Source organism: Mesorhizobium sp. Pch-S, assembly GCF_004136315.1.
Taxonomy (GTDB): domain Bacteria; phylum Pseudomonadota; class Alphaproteobacteria; order Rhizobiales; family Rhizobiaceae; genus Mesorhizobium.
This window is the reverse complement of record NZ_CP029562.1, coordinates 599,415-616,826: the sequence shown is the minus strand read 5'-3', so window position 1 is coordinate 616,826 and position 17,412 is coordinate 599,415. Positions and strand designations below refer to the sequence as shown.

16 protein-coding genes are annotated in these 17,412 nt (G+C 62.6%); 8 read left to right on the top strand and 8 right to left on the bottom strand.

Going from position 1 to position 17,412, the window contains the following annotated elements; genetic code table 11:
* Entirely contained in the window at nt 1-2,361 is a 2,361-nt protein-coding gene (gene xdhB / locus C1M53_RS02900) for a xanthine dehydrogenase molybdopterin binding subunit (RefSeq protein ID WP_129410869.1), read from the top strand.
* Nucleotides 2,362-2,421: 60 nt separating this feature from the next.
* Complete coding sequence (gene xdhC / locus C1M53_RS02895) at nt 2,422-3,306, top strand: xanthine dehydrogenase accessory protein XdhC (RefSeq protein WP_129410868.1); 885 nt, start codon at nt 2,422-2,424, stop codon at nt 3,304-3,306.
* Between the two features lie 17 nt (nt 3,307-3,323).
* Here the strand turns inward: xdhC and dps are convergent, their stop codons facing one another.
* Nucleotides 3,324-3,812, bottom strand: coding sequence for a DNA starvation/stationary phase protection protein Dps (gene dps / locus C1M53_RS02890; RefSeq protein ID WP_129410867.1), 489 nt, complete (start codon nt 3,810-3,812; stop codon nt 3,324-3,326).
* Between the two features lie 113 nt (nt 3,813-3,925).
* Nucleotides 3,926-4,846 (bottom strand): LysR family transcriptional regulator, encoded by a 921-nt coding sequence (locus C1M53_RS02885; protein ID WP_129410866.1) that lies wholly within the window; start codon nt 4,844-4,846, stop codon nt 3,926-3,928.
* 141 nt (nt 4,847-4,987) lie between these two features.
* Here C1M53_RS02885 and C1M53_RS02880 point away from each other — a divergent pair, with 141 nt between their 5' ends.
* From C1M53_RS02880 to C1M53_RS02865, 4 genes are all read left to right on the top strand, one after another.
* Nucleotides 4,988-6,211 (top strand): urate hydroxylase PuuD, encoded by a 1,224-nt coding sequence (locus C1M53_RS02880; RefSeq protein ID WP_129410865.1) that lies wholly within the window; start codon nt 4,988-4,990, stop codon nt 6,209-6,211.
* A gap of 165 nt (nt 6,212-6,376) precedes the next feature.
* Nucleotides 6,377-7,699 (top strand): guanine deaminase, encoded by a 1,323-nt coding sequence (gene guaD / locus C1M53_RS02875; protein WP_129410864.1) that lies wholly within the window; start codon nt 6,377-6,379, stop codon nt 7,697-7,699.
* A 67-nt stretch (nt 7,700-7,766) separates the two neighbouring features.
* The gene (locus C1M53_RS02870) at nt 7,767-8,270 is read left to right on the top strand and encodes a heme-degrading domain-containing protein (RefSeq protein WP_129410863.1); all 504 of its coding nucleotides are present in this window, start codon (nt 7,767-7,769) and stop codon (nt 8,268-8,270) included.
* A 33-nt stretch (nt 8,271-8,303) separates the two neighbouring features.
* Complete coding sequence (locus C1M53_RS02865; protein ID WP_129410862.1) at nt 8,304-9,566, top strand: glycerate kinase; 1,263 nt, start codon at nt 8,304-8,306, stop codon at nt 9,564-9,566.
* Nucleotides 9,567-9,643: 77 nt separating this feature from the next.
* Here C1M53_RS02865 and C1M53_RS02860 read toward each other — a convergent pair whose 3' ends face one another.
* The 3 genes from C1M53_RS02860 to C1M53_RS02850 all read right to left on the bottom strand — a co-directional run bounded on the left by C1M53_RS02860 (nt 9,644) and on the right by C1M53_RS02850 (nt 13,010).
* Entirely contained in the window at nt 9,644-11,032 is a 1,389-nt protein-coding gene (locus C1M53_RS02860) for a glutamine synthetase family protein (protein WP_129410861.1), read from the bottom strand.
* A 29-nt stretch (nt 11,033-11,061) separates the two neighbouring features.
* Nucleotides 11,062-12,444, bottom strand: coding sequence for an aspartate aminotransferase family protein (locus tag C1M53_RS02855; protein ID WP_129410860.1), 1,383 nt, complete (start codon nt 12,442-12,444; stop codon nt 11,062-11,064).
* Between the two features lie 134 nt (nt 12,445-12,578).
* Nucleotides 12,579-13,010: a MarR family transcriptional regulator gene (locus tag C1M53_RS02850; protein ID WP_129410859.1), complete on the bottom strand. Its 432-nt coding sequence runs from the start codon at nt 13,008-13,010 to the stop codon at nt 12,579-12,581.
* Nucleotides 13,011-13,084: 74 nt separating this feature from the next.
* On the opposite strand from C1M53_RS02850, the gene C1M53_RS02845 reads away from it, so the two are divergent.
* Entirely contained in the window at nt 13,085-13,537 is a 453-nt protein-coding gene (locus tag C1M53_RS02845; RefSeq protein ID WP_129410858.1) for a hypothetical protein, read from the top strand.
* A gap of 3 nt (nt 13,538-13,540) precedes the next feature.
* Here C1M53_RS02845 and C1M53_RS02840 read toward each other — a convergent pair whose 3' ends face one another.
* Both C1M53_RS02840 and C1M53_RS02835 read right to left on the bottom strand, forming a co-directional pair.
* Nucleotides 13,541-14,515, bottom strand: a complete 975-nt coding sequence (locus C1M53_RS02840) for a WD40 repeat domain-containing protein (protein ID WP_129410857.1) — start codon at nt 14,513-14,515, stop codon at nt 13,541-13,543.
* Nucleotides 14,516-14,640: 125 nt separating this feature from the next.
* Entirely contained in the window at nt 14,641-15,720 is a 1,080-nt protein-coding gene (locus C1M53_RS02835; RefSeq protein ID WP_129410856.1) for a GTP-binding protein, read from the bottom strand.
* A 283-nt stretch (nt 15,721-16,003) separates the two neighbouring features.
* Here C1M53_RS02835 and C1M53_RS02830 point away from each other — a divergent pair, with 283 nt between their 5' ends.
* Nucleotides 16,004-16,498 (top strand): MarR family transcriptional regulator, encoded by a 495-nt coding sequence (locus tag C1M53_RS02830; protein WP_129410855.1) that lies wholly within the window; start codon nt 16,004-16,006, stop codon nt 16,496-16,498.
* Here C1M53_RS02830 and C1M53_RS02825 read toward each other — a convergent pair.
* Nucleotides 16,495-17,382, bottom strand: a complete 888-nt coding sequence (locus C1M53_RS02825; protein WP_129410854.1) for an AraC family transcriptional regulator — start codon at nt 17,380-17,382, stop codon at nt 16,495-16,497. The two genes, C1M53_RS02830 and C1M53_RS02825, sit on opposite strands and share 4 nt — an antisense overlap.
* Nucleotides 17,383-17,412 lie beyond the last annotated feature (30 nt).

Here is a 17,412-nt window from a genome sequence, read left to right as displayed (position 1 = left end):
ATGACCAAGCACACCCCAAATCTCAAGGCGCAGAAAATCGTCGGCGGTGTCCACACTGACCAGCGTCACGATTCCGCGCACAAGCATGTCGCCGGCACCGCGGTCTATATCGATGACCTGCCGGAGCCGGCAGGCACGCTGCATGTCGGCCTCGGCCTCTCCAATGTCACGCATGCCAGGCTGAAGAAGGTCGATCTGTCGGCAGTGCGCGCCGCGCCCGGCGTGGTCGACGTGCTGACCTATGAGGATGTGCCCGGCGAGAATGACGTGTCGCCCAGCGGCATGCATGACGACCCGGTCTTTGCCGATGGCAAGGTGCAGTTCCACGGCCAGCCGATCTTTGCGGTCATCGCCGAGACCCGTGAAGCGGCACGCAGCGCCGCGCGGCTGGCGAAGATCGAATACGAAGAATTGCCGGCGATCCTCAACATCTGGGACCTCGATCCTTTGAAGGACAGGCAGGTGGTGACGCCGCTGACTTTGAAGCGTGGTGATCCGGATGCGGCGATTGCGGCAGCGCCGCGCCGTATCAAGAACCGCATGAAATTAGGCGGGCAGGATCATTTCTACCTGGAGGGTCAGGTTTCTCTCGCGGTCCCGGGCGAGGATGACGAGGTCATCGTCCATTGCTCCACGCAGGGGCCGAGCGAGACTCAGCACCTCGTTGCGCATGTGCTCGGCGTACCGAGCCACGCGGTCACCGTGGAAGTACGGCGCATGGGGGGCGGCTTCGGCGGCAAGGAAACGCAGGCCAATCAGTGTGCAGCCATCGCTGCGATCGCCGCCAAGAAACACAAGCGTGCGGTCAAGGTGCGCCTCGACCGCGACGAGGACATGACCGCCACCGGCAAGCGGCACGATTTCGTCATCGACTATGATGTCGGTTTCGACGACGAGGGCAACATCCTTGGTGTCGACTTCATGTTCGCGCTCAATGCCGGCTTCTCGGCCGACCTGTCCGGTCCGGTCGGCGACCGCGCGCTGTTCCACTGCGACAACGCCTATTTCTATCCGAACGTGCACGCCAAGTCGGCGCCGCTCTACACCAACACCGTATCCAACACCGCCTTCCGTGGCTTTGGCGGCCCGCAGGGCATGGTCGGCGCCGAGCGTGTCATCGAGGAGGTAGCCTTCGCCGTCGGCAAGGATCCGCTCGAGATCCGCAAGCTCAACTTCTACGATGCCATGGGCGCGACCGGCGAACGCAACGTCACGCCCTACCACCAGAAGGTCGAGGACAACATCATCCACCGCATCGTGGCGGAACTGGAGGAAAGCGCCGATTATGCCGGGCGCCGTCGCGAGATCGCGGCGTTCAATGCCAACAGCCGCTTCATCAAACGCGGCATTGCGCTCACGCCGGTCAAGTTCGGCATCTCGTTCACCAAGACCGAGTCCAACCAGGCCGGCGCGCTGGTGCATATCTACAATGACGGTTCGGTGCATATGAACCACGGTGGCACCGAGATGGGGCAGGGCCTGCATCTCAAGGTGGCGCAGGTGGTGGCCGAAGAGTTCCAGATCGACCTGGAGCGGGTGAAGATCACGGCAACGACCACGGCCAAGGTCCCGAACACCGCGCCGACGGCGGCATCGTCGGGTGCCGATCTCAACGGCATGGCTGCCCAGAACGCTGCCCGGCAGATCAAGGACCGGTTGATCGATTTCGCGGCGGAAAAATACTCCGTGCCGGCCGATCAGGTCGTGTTCCTGCCCAACCGGGTCCGTATCGGCAACCAGGAGATTTCCTTCAACGAACTGGTCAAGCAGGCCTATCTCAATCGTATCCAGCTTTCGGCGGCAGGGCATTACAAGACGCCGAAGATCCATTGGGATCGCGCCAAGGGTCGGGGCCACGCCTTCTATTATTACGCCTATGGCGCCGCGTGCTCGGAAGTCTCGATCGACACCCTGACAGGTGAATACGTCATCGAACGCACCGACATTCTGCACGACACCGGCCGCTCGCTGAACCGGGCGATCGATATCGGTCAGGTCGAGGGCGGATTCGTCCAGGGCATGGGCTGGCTGACCACCGAGGAGCTGTGGTGGGACGGCAAGGGTCGGCTGCGCACGCACGCGCCGTCGACCTACAAGATCCCGCTGGCGTCGGACCGGCCGAAGATCTTCAACGTCGCCCTGACCGACTGGTCGCAGGCCTATGAACCGACGATCCACCGCTCCAAGGCGGTCGGCGAGCCGCCATTGCCGCTCGGCATTTCGGTGTTGCAGGCGCTGTCCGACGCGGTCGCCAGCGTGGCCGATCACAAGATCAGCCCGCGCCTCGATGCACCGGCCACGCCGGAGCGGGTGCTGATGGCGGTCGAGCGGCTGAAGAAGGAAGCGCGCGGTAAGGCGTAGGCCTGCCGACCGGGCAATCCGACGCAACAAGTGTTATATTCCCAGGACGGGAATGCGATCATGACCTTGAAAGTGCAGGACCTGAAAGAATTCCTTGCCGGCTCCGGCCCGATTGCGCTGGTCGAAGTGGCTGGCACGCGCGGGTCGACGCCGCGCGAGAAGGGCGCCTATATGCTGGTCTCGCCTTTGGCGACCTATGGCACGATCGGCGGCGGCCAGCTCGAATACATGGCGATCGACAAGGCCCGCCAGATGTCGGGCGTGCTGCCGTCGCGAAAGGGCGTACAGGCGCCGGTTCACCGCATCGACGTACAGGAAGTCTGTGCGACGCTCGATGTGCCGCTGGGGCCGGAAATCGGTCAGTGCTGCGGGGGGCGTGTCGAAGTTCTGATCAGGCTGGTGGATGACGCGATGGCTGCCGATTTGATCGTCGCGGCCGAAGCCGAAGAAGAGCATTTACCGCATCTCTACATTTTCGGTGGTGGCCATGTCGGCAAGGCGCTTGCCGCCTCGGTATCATTGTTGCCCATCCATGTGGTCGTCGTGGAGACGCGGGCCGAGGAACTGGAGGGTATCACCGAAGCCGTCGAGACCAGGCTGACCGCCATGCCCGAGGAAATGGTCCGGCAGGCGCCGGCGGGGTCGGCTTTCGCCGTGCTCACCCATGACCACGCGCTGGATTTCCTGATCGCCGCCGAAGCCTTGAAACGCGATGACACCGCCTATGTCGGCATGATCGGCTCCAAGACCAAGAAGGCGACCTTCAGGAGCTGGTTCCTGAAGACCGCCAACGGTTCGGAGACGGAATTCGAACGGCTCGTCTCGCCGATCGGAGGTGATGCCGTGAAGGACAAGCGTCCGCCGGTCATTGCGGCACTTGCGGCTTCCGAAATGATGACGGCGCTGGTCCGGCATCAGGTCGGGGCAGGCGCGGAAGCCGCCTGAGAGCTACGCTTCGTCCCTCATTCCTTTTCCTGCGTGTGGGCTTCCAGGAACCACAACGACTTGTCGAGCGCGCGTGAATAGGCGGTGAAGATGTCGGCCGTGTCGGCATCACCCGCCTCGTCGGCTTCATCGATCGCGGCTCGGGCGGATTTGGCGATCGCTGCATAACGGTCGATCAGCGCCGCCAGATGATCCTTGGTCTTGTGGATATCGGTCGGATAGGGCTTCAGCGTGGTCGCCTTGGTGACATCCTGCAAAGTGCCATGGGCAGTCCCGCCGAGCTGCACCGCGCGTTCGGCGATGGTGTCGACATGGCCATCCAGTTCGGTGCGGAATCCGTCGAGCATTTCGTGGATGGCGATGAACTGCGGGCCTTTGACGTTCCAGTGCGCCTGCTTGGTGATCAGCGCGAGATCGATGGCTTCGGCGAGACGCGCGTTCAGGATGGCGATCGCGGTCGTGCGGGTATTCGATTTCAAATCGTTCTTGGTCTGGACTTCAGCCATCGGGATCTCCTGATTTTATGGGGGAGGCTTGCGGACTCGGCTAGCGAGATGAGAGTGGCGTCTTCCCGCTTGCCATACAAGTCGCAACGAACAGTCTGGCCCGATGGTTCCAGCTATTTCCCAGCCAGGATGTCGCGGATCAGTTTCTGGCAGCGGTCGGCCATGAAGTCGAGCAGCAGTCGCACCTTGGGGTCCTGCAGCTTCTTGTGTGGATAGACAGCGGCGAACTGCACCGGTGTCGGCGGTGTCTTGGTCAGGATGACCTGCAGCCGCTTGTCGCGGATGTACGGCTCGACCTCGAAACGTGGTTTGTTGATGATGCCGCGGCCGGCCAGCGCCCATTCGGTCAGCACGTCGCCATCGTCGCTGTCGAAGGGGCCGTGCACCTCGAACTTCACCACGCCTTCCGGCGTCTGCAGCATCCAGAAGAATTCCCTGCTGCCGGGATAGCGCAGCATCAGGCAGTCATGTTTCCTGCCGATGAGTTCGCTGGAGTCGGTCGGTTCGCCGCGCGCTGCGAGATATTTCGGCGACGCGACCAGCACGCGCTCGCATTCCATGATGCCGCGCATTCTCAGCGACGAATCCTCGATCACGCCGAGCCGGAAAGCCACGTCGATGCCTTCCTTCAAGATATCGACATTGTGGTCGGACAGGCGCAGGCGAACCTCGATATCGGGATAGGTGTCGTGGAAATCCGGTATGCCGGAAGCGATCAGGCGCCGTCCGAGTCCGAGCGGCGCAGTGACGCGAATGGTGCCGCGTGGCTGACCGGACAGGGCGGCGACGGCCGCTTCCGCCTCGACGATGGCGTCCAGCACCTGCTTGGCGCCGGAATAGAACACGGTTCCATGCTCGGTCGGCATCAACTGTCTGGTCGTGCGGTTGAACAGGCGCACGCCAAGGTGTTTTTCGAGTTCCTTGATGCGGTTCGATGCAACCGCCGGCGAAATGCGCATGTCGCGCCCCGCCGCCGACAGGTTGCCCAATTCGACGACGCGAACGAAGACAGCGATGTTGTCGAGATAAGCCATTGTCCAGGGCGTCCCCTTTGCGCCTGATTTTGATAGCAGGCTACTATTTTCCAATTTTTTTTGAAAGTCATCGTGTCACCCGCCTCTTTCGATTTGCGCGCCAGTCCGTAATGTCGACTGATCGGCACGAAGGGGTGGAGCATGCTCGACTATGTGATTTTCTGGGATTGGATGGCATTCGCGGTGCGCTGGCTGCACGTCATCACCGGCATCGCCTGGATCGGCTCGTCCTTCTACTTCGTCGCGCTTGACCTTGGTCTGCGCCAGCGGCCCGGCCTGCCGGCAGGTGCGCATGGCGAGGAGTGGCAGGTCCACGGCGGCGGCTTCTACCACATCCAGAAATATCTGGTGGCACCCGCCGAGATGCCGGAACACCTGACCTGGTTCAAATGGGAATCCTACGCCACCTGGCTCTCCGGCTTCGCCATGCTGGCGATCGTCTACTATGCCGGGGCAGACCTTTTCCTGATCGACCGCAACGTGCTCGACGTCTCGGCGCCCGTCGCCATCCTGATTTCGCTCGCCTGTCTGGCCTCCGGCTGGATCGTCTACGACCTTCTGTGCCGCTCGCCGCTCCGCAATCACGACACGCTGCTGATGCTGGTTCTCTATGGGATCCTGGTGTTCATGGCTTGGGGCCTGACGCATCTCTTCACCGGACGTGCCGCCTTCCTGCATCTCGGTGCCATCACCGCCACGATCATGTCGGCCAACGTCTTCATGATCATCATTCCGAACCAGAAGATCGTGGTCGCCGACCTCATCGCCGGCCGCAAGCCCGATCCGAAATACGGCAAGATCGCCAAGACCCGCTCGACGCACAACAACTACCTGACGCTGCCGGTGTTGTTCCTGATGCTGTCGAACCACTATCCGCTGGCGTTCGGCACGCAGTTCAACTGGATCATTGCCTCGCTGGTGTTCCTGATCGGCGTGCTGATCCGCCACTTCTTCAACACGCAGCATGCCCGCAAGGGCAATCCGACCTGGACCTGGCTCGCCGCTGCCATCCTTTTCGTCATCATCATGTGGCTGTCGACGGTGCCGAAGGTGCTGACCGGCGAGCAGAAGGTCTCTTCGGCCGCCGAGGTCTACACGACCTCCACACATTTCCCGGCAGCGCGCGACGCAGTTCTCGGCCGTTGCTCCATGTGCCATACCCAGGAGCCGGTCTATGAAGGCATCTATCACGCGCCCAAGGGTGTGATCCTGGACAGCGATGCGACGATTGCCGAACACGCCCGAGAGATCTATCTGCAGGCCGGCCGCAGCCACGCCATGCCGCCCAGCAATGTTACCCAGATCACCGACCAGGAGCGCGCGCTGCTGGTCACCTGGTTCGAAGAAGCCGGCAAGAAGAAGTAGGCATCGTCGGCATCCTTAGGGAATGCCGGTTGATCCGTTTCGCTGACACCTTCGTGCCGGACCACCGGTGGGCAAGGCTCGGGCAGCAGGACCATCGCCGTTCGGGGTGAAGGTGTCTGCGAAGCGGATGCGAAGTGAAAACCTGATACGGAAGCAAGAGCGACAATGACCACAACACTGCTGCGCGGCCGCACCCTGTCCTTCCTGCGCTGGCCGGAAACGATCGATGATCGCGCCGCCTACGCCTATGAGGAAGACGGTGCCGTGCTCGTCGCCAACGGCAAGATCGTCGCTTCAGGCTCCTACGCCGAGGTATCGACTCGTGCCGGTTCCGCCGCGCGCGTGATCGATCACCGCCCGCACCTGCTGTTGCCCGGTTTCATCGATGCGCATGTGCACATGCCGCAAATGCAGATCATCGCCAGCTACGGCGCCGAACTGCTCGACTGGCTGAACACCTATACATTCCCCGAAGAGTCGAAATTCGAGAACGCACAGCATGGCCGCCGCATCTCCCGGCTGTTCCTCGACGAGATGATCCGTCAAGGCACCACGACGGTGGCCGCCTACTGCTCGGTGCACAAGCAATCCGCGGAAGCCTTCTTTGCCGAGGCTTATGATCGCGACATGCTGGTGATCGCCGGCAAGGTGATGATGGACCGCAACGCGCTGGAAGCCGTGCACGATACGCCGCAATCGAGCTATGACGATACCAAGGCGCTCATCGCCGCCTGGCATGGCAAGGGCCGCGGCCTCTACGCGATCACGCCACGCTTCGCCATCACCTCCACCCCCGAGCAGATGGAAATGGCGCAGGCGCTCGCCCGCGAGCATCCGGACCTGCATATTCAGACACACCTGTCCGAGAACCACGCCGAGATCGCCTTCACCCAGGAACTCTATCCCTGGTCGAAGGACTATACCCATGTCTACGAACACTATGGCCTGATGGGCCCGAAAACCCTTCTGGGCCACTGCATCCATCTTTCCGAGCGGGAAGCCGACGTCCTGTCGGATACAGGCGCGGTCGCCGTCTTCTGTCCGACCTCCAACCTTTTCCTCGGATCTGGCCTGTTCGCCTATCAGGCCTACCGGAGCCGCGAAAAGCCGCTGCGCATTTCGACGGCGACCGATGTCGGCGGCGGTACCAACTATTCGATGCTGCGCACCATGGACGAAGCCTACAAGATCATCGCGCTGCAGGGTGAAAAGCTCAATCCGTTCCAGTCGTTCTGGCAGATCACGCGTGGCAATGCCGAGGCGCTGTCGGTGGCCGACCGCGTCGGCACGCTGGAGGCAGGAACTGACGCCGACATCGTCGTGCTCGACAGTCGGGCGACGCCGCTGCTGCAGGTGCGTTCGGAACGCATCAACTCGCTGGCTGAGGAGCTGTTCCTGCTGCAGACGGTCGGCGACGACCGCGTCGTGCGCGAGGTTTATGTCGCCGGAAAGCCGGCCAAGAGCGATCTGGTGATGGCGAATTCCTGATCTGCCCTTGACCCAAGGGCAGTTTGCCGTAAACGCGAAAGGATATTCGTGCCTTCTGGGAGGAAGCATGGCCGCGAGCGACGATATCGAGACGATCAAGCGTCAGGAGGCGACGCTGGTTTTCGAACGCTTCGATGAGGCTGTGGCCTTCGAGATCGGCAGCGCGATCCGCGAGCGGGCGCTGAAGCAGGACATGCCGATCATCGTGGAGATCCGCACCTTCGACCGTCCGCTGTTCTACGCCGCCATGCCAGGCTCCAATGCCTCAAATCCCGATTGGGCGCGGCGCAAGATCAATGTCGTGAAGCGTTATCTGCGCAGTACTTATCGCCTTGTCCTCGAACAGCAGCGACCGGACCGCACTTTCAAGGTCGGCGAGGGACTGGACATTTCGGAATATGTTCTGGCCGGCGGAGGCTTTCCGGTCACCGTCAAGGGAGCCGGCGTCATCGGCGTGATCGCCGTTTCCGGATTGCCGGAACGCGAAGACCACAATGTCGTGGTCGATGCTTTGTGCGTGCACCTCGGCGTGGACCGCGCCGAGCTTGCCCTGCCGCCATCCGGTGACTGACTTCTCCATCCGCCGCTAAACAAAGGCTTCTCCATGACCCTCGATCCGAAGGCCTTCCTCACCGCGATCTTCGAGGCTGCCGTGGCCGCGGCGGACCCAGAGCTGACGATCCGCAGGCATCTGCCGGCGAAACCACGGGGACGCACCATCGTCATCGGCGCGGGCAAGGGTTCGGCCCAGATGGCCGCGGCATTTGAAAAGGTTTGGGACGGACCGATCGAAGGGCTGATCGTCACGCGCTACGGCTATGGCGCGCCGACCAGGCATCTGGAGGTGGTCGAAGCTGCGCATCCGGTGCCAGACGCCGCCGGCCTTGCCGCTGCGAAGCGCCTGCAGGAGATCGTTTCGGGGCTCAGCGAGGACGATCTGGTCGTCGCGCTGGTCTGCGGCGGCGGGTCGGCGCTGCTGCCGGCGCCGGCCGGTGGCTTGACGCTGGCGGACGAGATCGCCGTCAACGAGGCGCTGCTGGCTTCCGGTGCGCCGATTTCGGCCATGAACACGATCCGCAAGCATGTTTCCACCATCAAGGGCGGACGACTCGCTGCTGCCGCATGGCCAGCCAGGGTGGTGTCGCTGATCGTTTCCGACATCCCGGGTGACAATCCGGCACTTGTCGCTTCCGGGCCGACCGTTCCGGACGAGGCCGGCCGCGCCGAAGCGCTCGCCGCCATCAAGGCTTACGGCATGAAGTTGCCGGACGCGGTGATGGCGCACATCAACTCGCCGACGTCTGAAGCGCCGCGTCCGGACGATCCGAAATTTGCCCGCAACGAGGTGCACGTCATCGCCTCTGCCGCCGTCTCGCTGGAAGCCGCCGCCATGGAGGCAAAGCGCCGCGGCATCGAGGCGGTCATCCTCTCCGATGCACTGGAGGGTGAGGCGCGCGAGGTCGGTTCCGTGCATGCCGCGATCGCCCGCGAGGTCGCCGTGCGCAACCGGCCCTTCAACAAGCCGGTTTTGATCCTGTCCGGTGGTGAAACCACGGTGACTTTGCGTGCCAAGGGCAAGGGTGGCCGTAATTCGGAATTCCTGCTGGCCTTTGCTATCGGCGTCGACGGCGTCGAGGGCATCGACGCCCTGGCTGCCGACACTGACGGTATCGACGGTTCGGAAGACAATGCCGGTGCGTTCTGCAACAGCTCGACCGTTATGCGGATGCGCGGTAACGGCGTTGACGCCAAGGCGCTGCTCGCCGGCAACAACGCCTGGACCGCTTTCAACGCCGTGGGCGACCTGTTCGTGCCGGGGCCGACCGGCACGAACGTCAACGACCTCAGGGCTATCCTGGTGCGCTAGAGCAATTCCAGGAAAAGCGCGTAGCGGTTTTCCGTCCAGAATTGCGCAAAGGAAACGCTCCAAGCTTCGGCGAGCGCCTACACCTCGTGCAGATAGAGGTGGTAGTCGAGTTCGCTGACCGTACGGGCGACGCGCAGATATTCGGCCCATTTGATCTCGACGAAGGTCTTGTGCAGGTCTGGTCCGAGCGCACTCTTCAGGAAGGATGAAGCGCGCGCGGCGTCGATCGCTGCCCGCCAGTCGATGGGCATCCTTGTCTTAGCCTCGCCCGCAGCCTCGTAGCCGTTGCCGGTGACCTCCGGGCCTGGATCGAGCTTTTCGTCGAGGCCCTTGGCAACGCCTGCCAGAATGGTCGCTGCAACCAGATAGGGATTGGCATCGACACCGGATGGCCGGTGTTCGATGCGTCGATTTTTTGCATCGCCGGCCGGCACGCGCAAAGCCACGGAGCGGTTGTTGACGCCCCAGGTCGGGGCTACCGGGGCATAGGATTGTGAAACGAATCGACGCCAGGAATTGGCGTGCGGAGCGAACACCAGCATGGATTCTGCCATCGTCTCGGCGAGCCCGCCAAGCGCGTTGAGCAGCAGCGGCGACCAGGTGCCAGGCGTCGCCTCGGTGAAGACGTTCTTGCCAGCCCCGTCCAGCAGCGAAACATGGAAATGCATGCCGGAGCCGGCGTATTTTTCGATCGGCTTGGCCATGAAACAGGCGGTGACGCCGTGGCGGCGCGCCTGCATGCGCACCACGCGCTTCAGCATGATCAGGTCATCGGCCGCGCGCATCACGTCCTTGCGATAGTTCAGCGTCAGCTCGTATTGGCCCGGCGCATATTCCGAGATCACGGTTTCGGCTGGAATGCCTTGCGCCTTGGCCGCCGCGTAGATGTCGGAGAACAGCGGCTCCATGCCGTGCAGATGGTCGACGGAATAGACTTCGGTCTTGCCGCTGCGGCGCCCGTCGAGCACGGCGTTGGCCGGCTGCACCTTGCCGTCGGCGTCACGGTCGTTGGCCAGCAGGAAGAATTCGAGCTCGAAGGCGCCGGCCGGATGGAACCCCTTGGCGGCCAGCGCCTCGACCTGGCGGGCGAGTGCATGGCGGGGGTCCGATGTCATCGGCTCGCCGTCGAGATGATACATCGCCATCAGGACCTGGCCGCGCGGCGGAGTGGTGCCGTGCAGGGGCACCAGCGTGCCGGGGATCGGCCAGGCGCGCAGGTCGCCGTCACCGGAGTCCCAGATCAGGCCGGTTTCGTGGACATCTTCACCGGTAATGTCGAGGCCGAGAATGGAGATCGGCATATGACGGCCGTTTTCATAGACGCCGGCAAGTTCATGGCGGCGCAGGATCTTGCCGCGCCCGACGCCATTGGCGTCGGTCAGGATGATGTCGAAGGCTTCGATTTCGGGATGGGCATCAAGGAATGCCGTAGCCTCGGCAGGCGTCGAGCCGGAAGGTGAAGTCATGATTGCACTCGATTGTTGTCTGGCTTGTCTCATGCCGCGAGCCTGGCGGCAACTTCGGTGAAGGCGGCAACCAGCCGTTTCACCTGTGCCGCCGTGGTGACGGGCGAGATAAGCATCATGTTGTGGAACGGCGCGATCAGCACGCCGCGATTGACCAGCGCCACGTGTACGGCTGCTTCCAGTTCCGGCGCATGCGCGCTTTCGGCTTCGGCGCCATTGCCAAGCGGACCGGGTGCGCAGATGAACTCGACACGGGCTCCGACACGCATGACATGCCAGGGCAAGTGATAACGTTTTATCGCCGCCGCCAGCCCGGCGGCGAGTTTGCCCGCCAGCCTTTCCATATGGGCGTAGTTTTCTGCCGTCATCACCTCTTCCAGCGTGGCGCGCATCGTGGCGAACTGCAGTGGATTGGCCGATAGCGTCGTGCCCATGCCGGAATAGCCGGGCTCCTTGCCACGGTTGTAGGCGGCATAACGCGAGGCGGTCTCTTCGCTCATGCCCCAGACGCTCGCTGGCACGCCGCCAGCGACGGGCTTGCCGAGGACGAAAAGGTCGGGCTCGAGGCCATGGGTTTGGGTGTAGCCGCCGCGGCCGGTCGAGATCGTGTGCGTCTCGTCGATCAAAAGCAGCGTGCCTGTCTCGCGGGTAAGGCGCCTCAGCGCCTCGTGGAAGCCAGGTTGCGGAAGAACCATGCAGGAATTGGTCAACACCGGCTCGGTGATGACGCAAGCCACGTCCTTTGCCTGCAGCGCTGCTTCCAGAGCCGGCAGGTCGTTGAACTCGACGATCTTGGCGCGCTGGGTCAGGTCGCGGAATTCGCCGGCAAGTCCGGGCCGGTTGATCGGCTTGCCGTCCTTGATGCGCACCATCGTCTCGTCGACAGAGCCATGGTAGGCGCCATTGAAAACGAGGATCTTGTCGCGGCCGGTCACGGCGCGCGCAACGCGCAGTGCGAAGCGGTTGGCGTCGGTGGCGGTGGTGGCGATCTGCCAGTAGGGCAGGCCGAAAAGCTCCTGCAGCAGCGTGCCGACGGCCAGCGCATCTTCGGACGGCAGCATGTAGGTGAGGCCGCGCCCGGCCTGCTTGCGGATGGCGCGGGCGACCGGTGCCGGCGAATGGCCGAACATGGAGCCGGTATCGCCGAGACAGAAGTCATCGAGCTGGTTGCCGTCGGCGTCGGTGATGGTGGCGCGCCTGGCGCTTTCCACAAGGATCGGGAACGGCGTCGGCCAATCGGTCATCCAGTGCATCGGCACGCCGTCGAAATAGCCGGCGATGCCATTGCCCGTGCGGGCCTGCGATTTCGGACGGGCTTTTTTGAAAATCTCGGCCTCTGCCGCACGCAGTTCGGCGATGCGCCTGGCGTCGATGCCGCCGATGATGCTGTTCGAACCCTTGCTTACGCTCATTCACTCCCCCTGTTAGCGTGGCGCACTCTAAGCAAATGCGATCGCAGACCGCAATTGGCCGCCTGGCAAAGGAGTGTTGGTTCAGCGATTTTATTCCGGATTCGGGTCGAAATATCTGCGGCGATGCGCGCAGATTAGTCGTCATGCATGGCCGCGATGGCGCGGCGCATCAGCGCGAGGAACATTTCCTTCTCCTGGTCGGTGAAATCAGCCAGGGCGGTGGCGTTCTGGGCGCGGGCGGCATCGGTGGCCGGGTCACAGAGATGTTTTGACTTTTCCGTCAGATGAATGGACTGCGATCGCCCGTCCGACGGGTTGGATCGCCGCTCGATCAGCCCGTCGCGCTCCATGCGTGTCAAGGTGTTGGCCATTGTAGCCTGCTCAACGTCGAGGCGACGCACCAGTTCACTCTGGGTCAACCCATCCTCGTCCCAAAGCGCAAGCAGGGTCATGAATTGCGCCGGCGCCAGACCCAGCGGGCCGATGCGTCGTTGCAGGCCCTTGGCGAACAGGCGTGCCATCTGGTTGGCGAGGAACCCGGCCGAGCGTTCTTTCTGGAATCTCATGGCTCAGGAATAGCTATTGAATAGCATGCTATGCAATGATATATAGCATGCTATTCAAATCGTAGGAGATCGCGATGAAAGCGAAGATCCACGCGGCGGCTGGTGCCGTCGCGCTGCTTGCCGTCGTCTGTTTCTGGCTGTCGACGGCGGTGGCCGAATTGTCTGGTGATGTCGCCGCGATCGCAGTCGTGAAATCGGGGATACTCGCCGGCATGCTCGTGCTCATTCCCGCCATGGTGTTGGCTGGAGTTTCCGGCTTTTCGCTAGGCAAAGGCTGGAAGAGCCCTGTCGTCCAGCGCAAGAAACGCCGCATGCGCTTCATCGCCGCCAATGGCATGCTGGTTCTGCTGCCGTCGGCCAACATGCTCGCCAACTGGGCGGAGCAGGGCCGTTTCGATGCCACCTTCGTCGTCGTTCAACTGCTGGAGCTCATGGCCGGGGCGGCAAACATCATCCTGCTGTCGCTCAACATGCGCGACGGGCTGGCACTGCGGCGCAGGCCATCCGCGCTCGCAAGGCCCGGCTGACGATCAGGCAGTGATGTCGATGATGCCGCAGTCGCCCACGGCGCTGCCGAACGCCAGTCGACGCTCGGCCTTGTCCCAGGTCAGCGCGGTAATGGCGCCCTTGCCTGGGCGGCGCAGCATGACTTCCTTGGCGTCCTGGAAGCGGGCAGCGATGACCATGCCGTCTTCGTAGCCGATCGCGACGACGTCTTCGCTGGGATGGCATGCGACGCAGGTGACCATCGTATTGCCACGCGTGCCGAGTTCCAACGGCGCCTTGCCCATCGGCCCATCCTTGGCCTGGAATGGCCAGACGATCGCTGCCGGCGCGCCGGAGCTGGCCAGCCACTTGCCGCGCGCGCTCCACGACAGGCTCTTCACCTTGGCGGGATAACCCGACATGCGCATGTGCTTGGCATCGGCCAGTTTCCAGCCATGCAGGGCATTTTCCTGCATGGTGGTGACCAGGAAATTGCCGTCTGGCGAAAAGCTGACGCCGGTATGCGCGCCCGCCCATTCCAGTTCGGTCGGTTTGCCGTCGGTGGCCGGGAAATGCAGCGTGGCGCCATTGTAGCGAGCGACGGCGATACGCATGCCGCGTGGTGCAAAAGCCAGCCCTTCCACGGTACGTGGATGCTGGAACTCCTTCACCTTGCCGTCCTTGAAGCGGACGAAAGCGCTCTTGCCCGCGCCATAGGCGACCGCTTCCTGCGGTCCGGCGGCAACGCTGCTGATCCACTTGCGACCTGCCGCGGCCAGCTCCTCGACAACGCCATCGGGCTTGACCGAGAACACCTTGCCGTCCTCGCCCCCGGTGATCAGCCGCTCGTTGAGCGGGTCATGGACTGCGGCAAGCAGACCGTCATTGGCCTGAACGGTCTTGTGGCCATTGTCCAGCCTGTGCACCGAGCCGTCGGCAAATGCGAAATGCGGCACGTCGTTGAGGAAAACAGCGGCGACGCAATGGCCGTCGATATCAAGCGGGGCGACTGTGGGCATCGGGCAGAAATTCCATGCGGTGGTTCGAACAGGCCATCAAAAAACAGCCCCTCATCAGCTGAAAGCCGGTGAGGGGCTTACTCGACCTTGCCGGTGCAGGCAAGAAAAGTGCGATCGCGAGGCGCCTATGCGGCCTGACATGCGTCGAAGCTCGACTTCAGCCGTTCGGCATCGAGCTTGCGGCCGATGAACACCAGCCGGCTCTCATGCTTCTCGCCGTCCTTCCAGGCACGCTGGTGGTCGCCTTCGATGATCATGTGCACGCCCTGCAGCACATAGCGGTCCGGATCGTCCTTCAGGGCAATGATGCCCTTCAGGCGCAGGATGTTCGGGCCTTCCATCTGGGTGATCTTCTCGATCCAGGGGAAGAATTTCTTCGGGTCCATCTCGCCGCCGCGCAACGACACCGACTGCACCGTCACGTCATGGATCGGCGAGGCATGGTGATGATGATGGTCATGATCGTGGTGATGATGATCATGGTCGTGATGATGATGGTGGTGGTCGTGATCGCAGTCCGGACCGCATTCATGATCGTGGTCGTGATCATGTGCTTCCAGGAAATGCGGATCGTTCTCCAGTGCGCGCTTGAGGTCGAAAGCGCCGCGATCGAGCACCTCGGTCAAAGCGACTCCCGAGCGCTGCGTGCGATGGATACGGGCTGACGGGTTGATGGCCCGAATGGTCGCTTCGACAGCGGAGAGCTCTTCCGGCGTCACCAGGTCGGTCTTATTCAGCACCACCACGTCGGCGAAGGCGATCTGGTCTTCGGCCTCTTTGGAGTCCTTTAGCCGAAGCGGCAGGTGCTTGGCGTCGACCAGCGCCACCACTGCGTCAAGCTTGGTCTTGGAACGGACGTCTTCGTCCATGAAGAAGGTCTGCGCAACCGGCGCCGGATCGGCGAGGCCGGTGGTCTCGACCAGGATGGCGTCGAAGCGGCCCGGGCGGCGCATCAGGCCTTCCACGGTGCGGATGAGATCGCCGCGCACCGTGCAGCAGACGCAGCCATTGTTCATCTCGTAGATTTCCTCGTCGGACTCCACGATCAGGTCGTTGTCGATGCCGATCTCGCCAAACTCATTGACGATCACGGCATAACGCTTGCCGTGGTTCTCGGAGAGGATACGGTTGAGCAGCGTCGTCTTGCCGGCGCCGAGATAGCCGGTCAGCACGGTTACGGGGATCTGAGTCTGTGTTTCGCTCATGTCGGGGCCTCGAAGGGAAATTTCCCTCCATATAGGACGTCGCTCCCGCTTTTGCACCTGCCAAACCGCTGATCCAGGCAGGTCTGCTGTCAGTGCCGCGCGAGCATTTTGCGATGCAATAATGCTTTGTCATCTAACTGAAATAATGATCTGTCATTAGCCACGGCGAATGTTGCGTGGCTTGCCGGCAAAGCGGTTCATTGGCCGGCCTCTTTGAACACTCATTGCCAATCCGAGCGCCGCGGCTATTGTGCCGATTTCGGCGCGGTCCAGGAGACTGACCATGGCCAAGGCTGACAAAAGTGCAACGATGAGCCGGCTGCATTCTGCGGCCAGACTGGCAAGAACTGCCCTTGCCGCCCGGCTGCTGACGCACGGGTTTTATGCCGGGCAGGATCAGATCATGCTGGCTCTGAGCCGCGAGGATGGCCAGACACCGGGTACGCTGGCCGACCGGCTGGGTGTTCGTCCGCCCACCATCACCAAGACGATCAACAGGCTGCAGGCCCAGGGCTTTCTCGAAAAGCGCGCTTCCAATGCCGATGCCCGACAGGCCCATATCTTCCTGACCGATTCGGGCCGCGAGACCATCCACGCCATCGAGAAGTCCGTGAAGAAGACCGAAAAGCAGGCGCTGCGCGGCCTCGACAAGAAGGACCAGAAGACGCTGTTCAAGCTGCTGGCCCGTATCGAGGCGAACCTGTCGGATGAAGAGATCGTGCTCGCAGACGAGGACGAGGACGAACAGGAAATCCGTCCGGTTGTCGCGGCGGTCTAGGCGGCAGTTCTGATTTCGATCGACCTCTCGCAGCGGACAAGCGCCGACCAGCGCCCGGGTGTCATGCCGTATGCCTTCTTGAACTGACGGTTGAAGTGGCTCTGGTCGCTGAAACCGGCAGCGGCGGCGATCTCGGCCAGCGGTGTCCCGACTGCCATCATTTTCTTTGCCTGTTCCAGCCGCCGCATCACCAGGAAGCGATGTGGGCTGGTGGAGAAGGCCGCGCGGAAATGGCGTGACAGCGCGTAGCGGTCGAGACCGGTCACCGCTTCCAGCTCTTCCGATCGCACAGGATCGAGTGCGTTGTCCGTCAGATAGTCTCGTGCGAGGTTCGCGGTACGCCAGGCTGTCTTGCCCAGCGGTTTGGCCGGGCGGCCCGCATGTTGCTGCATGAAACCCGCAAGCTGGGCGATGAAATCGTCGACGAACAGTTCATCCAGTTGCCGATCGAGATCGCCGAGTGCACTGCCGAGGGTGGTGCGAAAACCTGCGTCGTCAACGATGCCTTCCGGCACGAAAGGAAGTGGCGCGCCGCCCATGGCCGCGGCAAGCAGCGACGGCTCCACGTAGAGCATGCGATAGCGCAGGCCGCTTTCCGTGCCGGCACCGCCATCATGCACTTCGTCCGGATGCAACACGATCAGCTGGCCGGGCAGGCTGTGCCGCATCGTGCCGCGATAGTGAAAGCTCTGCACGCCGGAAAGCGTGACGCCGATCGCATAGGTGTCATGGCGATGCGGGTCGAAAACCGGACCGTGGAACCAGGCCTCGATGCGCTCCATGCCCATGGCGCCCGGTGCCTGCACGATGCGGTCACCGCTGTCGTTTGCGCACAAACGTCCAAGACCCTGAAAGGCCTCGGCAACTAGATCGGTGGGCGTCATCTCATCCATCGTGCTCAATATAGGAAGCTG